This is a genomic window from Rhodopirellula maiorica SM1 (genome assembly GCF_000346295.1).
In the GTDB taxonomy this organism is placed as follows: Bacteria; Planctomycetota; Planctomycetia; order Pirellulales; family Pirellulaceae; genus Novipirellula; species Novipirellula maiorica.
Genome location: NZ_ANOG01000828.1, coordinates 1 through 4,938, shown reverse-complemented (window position 1 = coordinate 4,938; position 4,938 = coordinate 1). Strand labels below are relative to the sequence as shown.

The following is a 4,938-nucleotide window of genomic DNA, read 5'->3' as shown; positions in this document are numbered from 1 at the left end:
TCGGAATGTCCGATCGACCGTGCTTTGCCAGAAGACTTCAGTGTGCGAGCTCATGAAGATTTGTTCTTTCGTAAAGACGGTACGGCGTTTCCTGTGATGTGCGCAGCCAGCCCCATTTTCCGCCAAGGCGTACCGGTATCGACCGTCATCGAGGTCCGCGACATCACGCATCAGAAAAAGGTGGACGAGGAACTCCGCGAGAGCGAGGTGCGATTTCGCGAAATGACGAATGCGGCACCTGCGATGATTTGGGTTACCGATGAAAACCATTACTGTACGTTTCTTTCGCAGAGTTGGTATGATTTCACAGGCCAGACAGAAGAAGAGGGGCATGGATTGGGGTGGACCAACGCGGTTCATCCCGATGACCAGCAAGCGGCAAAGAAGAGTTTTCTGACGGCTGCGGACCAGCGTGTCGACTATGAGATTGATTTTCGATTGCGACAGAAAGATGGTACCTATCGCTGGGTCATCGATGCCGGAAAAGCTCGCTTTGACAAGAATGGGAATTTCGCTGGCTATGTCGGAAGTGTGATCGACACGCATGACCGTCACGAGGCGGTGATGAAGATCTCGATCAGTGAAGAACGGTTGCGAAACGCTGCCGAAGCCGCTGGTTTTGGGATGCTGCACGCGGATCTCGTTGCTGGGACGCTCGCGTATTCCGATGAGTTCAAACGACTGATCGGTTTGCCGGACGATGCTGACCAAGATGTTCTCGGCAATGACATCCCAGACTGGGTCTATGCCGAAGACCGCGGCATCTGTCTTCGTTTTTACAAACGCTTGCTAACTCTGCCCGAAGGCGTCAGCGACCAAATCGAGCACCGTGTGCTGCGAACCGACGGTCAAATCCGATGGGTGCGAATCCATGCTCGGCCGATCTATACCGGCGAAGGCGAGAAGGTCCGAGCGACACAACTGATAGGAACTTTGATTGACATTACCCAGCAGCGAGAGTTTGAAGAATCGCTACGCGAGGCGCGAGAACAAGCCGAAGCAGCTAACGAATCGAAAAGCGCTTTCTTGGCAAACATGAGCCATGAAATTCGCACGCCGATGACCGCGATTTTGGGCTACACCGATTTGATCGCCGACAAGATCCGCGATGATGAAACGTTGAACTGGGTTCGCACCATCCGGCACAATGGTGACTTTCTATTGGATATCATCAACGACATCTTGGACCTGTCTAAGATCGAAGCAGGAAAGTTGGAGATTGCTCAAGAAACGTTTTCGCCTGCTCGGCTGATCGATGACGTACGCAGCATCATGGCGGTCCGTGCAAGCGAGCGTGGTATCCGACTTTCCGTCGAGTACCAGACGCCACTGCCAACGTGGGTTCGTTCCGATGCAAAACGCTTGAAACAGATTCTGATCAACCTGGTCGGAAACGCGATCAAGTTCACCCCCGAAGGTGACGTCACGTTGTTGGTTTCCTTTGTATCGAGTCGACTTCGTTTCGAGATTGTCGATACGGGAGTGGGCATTAGTGACAAACAGCTTGGAAATCTGTTTCAACCATTCTCGCAAGGAGATGGGAATGTCAATCGCGAGTTTGGCGGCACTGGATTGGGGCTCGCGATCAGCCAACGTTTGGCGCAAATGTTAGGCGGCGAGATCACGGTGGAAAGCACCCTTGGTCGCGGAAGCAAGTTCACCGTGAGTGTTTCGGTGGCTGAAGCCGCTTTCCCAGACGATGCATCATCCAAATCAACCGAAATCTGTTTGAGAGCTTCGGAGGAATCGGCCGCGATCAACGCAGAGATTTTGATCGTCGATGACCGCCGCGACATTCGTTTCCTGAGTAGGACGTTCCTCACCAAAGCGGGGGCAAGCGTCAGTGAGGCCGAAGACGGCCAATTGGCGATCGACATGGTTAAACGATCGATCGACGAGCAGCGAGGTTACCATCTGATTTTGTTAGACATGCAGATGCCACGGCTCGATGGGTATCAAACCGCACAAGGTCTGCGTCAACTCGGTTACCAAGGGCCGATCATTGCACTGACCGCCGACGCGATGCAAGGCGACATGAACCGCTGTATCGCAGCGGGATGCAACGACTACCTCAGCAAGCCGATCGACAAAGCCGTGATGCTGGAAAAAATCCGCCAGCATTTAAGAATTGGCTCTGCGGGCTTTGCCCCGGATCGACCTAAGGATGCGTCGCAGAGTTCTGGGAAATAGATACGCCTGGTGTTTCAGCAGCAAAGACGGGAATTTTGGCGAATCCCACTACTTGAGCATCCCCCTGTGGTTGCCAAAGTAGATGGCATTGGGCTCGCACCGGCAGAATTCGCGGGTGATGGATTGACGGACCGTCGAATTCTTTCCTCGTCGCAATTCCACGGCACTAATTTTGCATCGGTAGGGTTTGTATTAGTGAGCCGTGGGCCGTGAGCCGTGGGCCGTAAGGCACCGGGTAATGCGTGCAACCCGGCCGCTCAACCGCGAGCGGCTCACGAATCAACAAGCCGCTAGCCACGGTTTCGATATTCAACCGGGGCAAACGGCCAATCGGCCAACGGGATTTCACTCAATGATTCTTGCCTACCTGCTTAGAGCATACAAAGGATTGTTTCGTTCGCAGTGTCTCGAGTCGCAATGTCTCGAGTCACGATGTCAAGCGACCGGAGCGGCGGACATTCCGAATTTGAGATGTACCCAATCAAGCAAAACCCAACGGAACGAAATTTTTTCGCTCTGACAGCTTAGCCTTGCAGGAGCCGATCATGTTACCAGCAACAAACCAACGCGTCGCCGAGCATACTAACGATGAGATCAACGAGCAGATCGCTGCGCAAACTCGCGAGCGAATTGCTCACTACTCAACCTGTTCTCCGCACGAAGTGACCGAACGATTGCGTGAACTCGATCAGGAGTGGGATGTTGAACGGACGCTGGAATGCAATGCGGCGGCTTTCGCGTTTGCCGGTGTCGTATTGGCCGCGACGACCGATCGTCGCTGGCTAATTCTGTCGGGCGCAGTCGCCGGTTTTCTGTTTCAGCACGCGTTGCAGGGATGGTGTCCACCGCTCCCTGTTTTGCGCCGAATGGGTTTTCGGACGTCGGCTGAGATTAACGAGGAACGCTACGCTTTGAAAGCATTGCGAGGCGACTTTGAGCGTATTATTTCGCGAGATGGCATCTATGCTGACCCGCAGGCGGCAGCCAACGCCGCCGCCCAATAGGTGACGGCACGGCAAGCGGTGTGCCCGGCGGACAGCGAAGCGTTTCATCCGTCCCCTCACGATCGGCACGCCGATTGCAACAACGTGCCTGCAACAGGAAAAGCCAACGGGATGGTTTAAATCCTCATCTGCCGACTGTGTAAGGAGACATTCAAATGGTTGCGCTGACCTCAAGCTGCTCAGAAATCATCCGCTTCGACAAACTGGGCGTTGTGATTCGTGTCGATCGCATCGACCTACAAACGACTTTGGTTGATGTCACGATGCCCGAAGCGTTGTTTCAGGATGAATTTGACGCCAACCGGTGGGCACCCCGTGCATCCAATACTTCGCCGACCGAAGACGCATCCAAACATAGGCATGCAATTCGAAATCGACTGCATTCTGCCAGCTTGTCACTCGATGTACTGATGCGTTGCTCGTCCGACGACATGGCGTCAGACGTCGAGCGAATACTGGAAATCGCGGTCGAGTCGCTCAGCGAACTCGAGTCGTTAGCTGCCTGACGCTGCATTAGAAACCGTAGTGTTTCAAGTCGAGATGGCAAATTGGACACGGCGGAACCGCGAGCCGAGTGAACCGCGACGTCACCGAATCGGTGTCAGCCCTGGCTGCTAAATAAGGCAAAAACATGAGGGGCAAAAAAATGGGACACTGGACGATGGTCTTGCTTCCTGACATCTTTTTGTCCTCCATCTTTTTGCCGGTCTGCGGTACGACGCTTCGTCGATGTCGTGAAAAAGCGAGTCGAGTGAGCGGCGTCGTTGTTTTGCCGAAGGCGGCGTTGGCTACTGAATTTGGCAGGAAAATGAAAGGGCAGGAAAATGGGCTATCGCACGATGGTTCTGCTTCCTGACATCTTTTTGCCCTCCATCTTTTTGCCGGCCTGCGGTATGGCGCTTGATCGATGGCGTGAAAGGGCGAGTCGAGTTGCTAGCACCCGCGGTGGTGACTTAAGACGATCGAAGTTCGTTGACGCTGTCGATTTTGTCTTGCATCGATTGGTCGCGGTCGGTGCGGGTGCCGACTTTGATCGTCGTGGTAATTCGTGGTGCGCCGATCGCGTGAACACGTTCGTGGCAGCGTTTGATCGCGGCGAATACGTCGTCCCAGTCGCCTTCGATATTCGTTCCATAGGCGTGAAGCTGGTGCGACAGTCCCGCTTCTTGCAATACCTTTTGGCACTCCGCCACGTACTTGCTGACCGACACTCCAACACCGATCGGCACGACACACAGATCTACAATGACTTTCATCTCAGCATCGCCTTTCATATAGTCAGTTCAGATAAACGTTTGAAAAACAAGTTTAAACGTTTACCGTAAGATTGGCAGTAGCAATTTCAAAGTAGCCACAAAGCACCTGCAGGATGTAGCGTCGGGCGTAAGCCCCACGAACCGTAATGGAAACATCCTCGATTAGCAGTCTTCCTCATCGGTGGAGAGTTAACCCGTGGGAGCTTCCTGAGCAATCAGGTTCTTGGCTTTCAGCTCGCTCCAGAAATCCGCGGGGATTTGAACTTTCATCGAGGCGATATTCTCTTTCACCTGTTGAGCGGTGCGGGCACCCGGAATAATTGCCGAAACCATCGACGGTGCTTCGGCAAATTGCAATGAAGCGGTTTTGATATCGATGCCATGTCTTTTCGCAATTGAATTGATTGCGGTGAACTTCTGCTTCATCGCCGGAGGGATCTCGCTCGAATAGTTGTCGAGACGCTGTTGTCAACGAAGTCGGGGAGACT

The 4,938-nt window shown here is 53.6% G+C and carries 5 protein-coding genes; 3 read left to right on the top strand and 2 right to left on the bottom strand.

Features of this window, described 5'->3' with window-relative positions:
- From RMSM_RS26835 to RMSM_RS26820, 3 genes are all read left to right on the top strand, one after another.
- A partial coding sequence (locus RMSM_RS26835) for a PAS domain S-box protein (RefSeq protein WP_144057988.1) occupies window positions 1–2,190 on the top strand: 2,190 nt, incomplete at its 5' end.
- 545 nt (window positions 2,191–2,735) lie between these two features.
- Complete coding sequence (locus RMSM_RS26825) at window positions 2,736–3,194, top strand: YgaP-like transmembrane domain (RefSeq protein ID WP_008704224.1); 459 nt, start codon at window positions 2,736–2,738, stop codon at window positions 3,192–3,194.
- 155 nt (window positions 3,195–3,349) lie between these two features.
- Window positions 3,350–3,700 (top strand): hypothetical protein, encoded by a 351-nt coding sequence (locus RMSM_RS26820; RefSeq protein ID WP_008704223.1) that lies wholly within the window; start codon window positions 3,350–3,352, stop codon window positions 3,698–3,700.
- 447 nt (window positions 3,701–4,147) lie between these two features.
- On the opposite strand, the gene RMSM_RS26810 is transcribed toward RMSM_RS26820, so the two are convergent.
- Window positions 4,148–4,450, bottom strand: a complete 303-nt coding sequence (locus tag RMSM_RS26810) for an MTH1187 family thiamine-binding protein (RefSeq protein ID WP_040769533.1) — start codon at window positions 4,448–4,450, stop codon at window positions 4,148–4,150.
- Window positions 4,451–4,639: 189 nt separating this feature from the next.
- Window positions 4,640–4,876, bottom strand: a complete 237-nt coding sequence (locus RMSM_RS26805; RefSeq protein WP_008704220.1) for an aldo/keto reductase — start codon at window positions 4,874–4,876, stop codon at window positions 4,640–4,642.
- Window positions 4,877–4,938: the final 62 nt, after the last annotated feature.

Excerpts from the sequence above, each read along its gene's own strand:
- RMSM_RS26805 (WP_008704220.1), bottom strand. The coding sequence starts at position 4,876 with ATGAAGCAGAAGTTCACCGCAATCAATTCAATTGCGAAAAGACATGGC.
- RMSM_RS26820 (WP_008704223.1), top strand. The coding sequence starts at position 3,350 with ATGGTTGCGCTGACCTCAAGCTGCTCAGAAATCATCCGCTTCGACAAA.
- RMSM_RS26825 (WP_008704224.1), top strand. The coding sequence starts at position 2,736 with ATGTTACCAGCAACAAACCAACGCGTCGCCGAGCATACTAACGATGAG.
- RMSM_RS26810 (WP_040769533.1), bottom strand. The coding sequence starts at position 4,450 with ATGAAAGTCATTGTAGATCTGTGTGTCGTGCCGATCGGTGTTGGAGTG.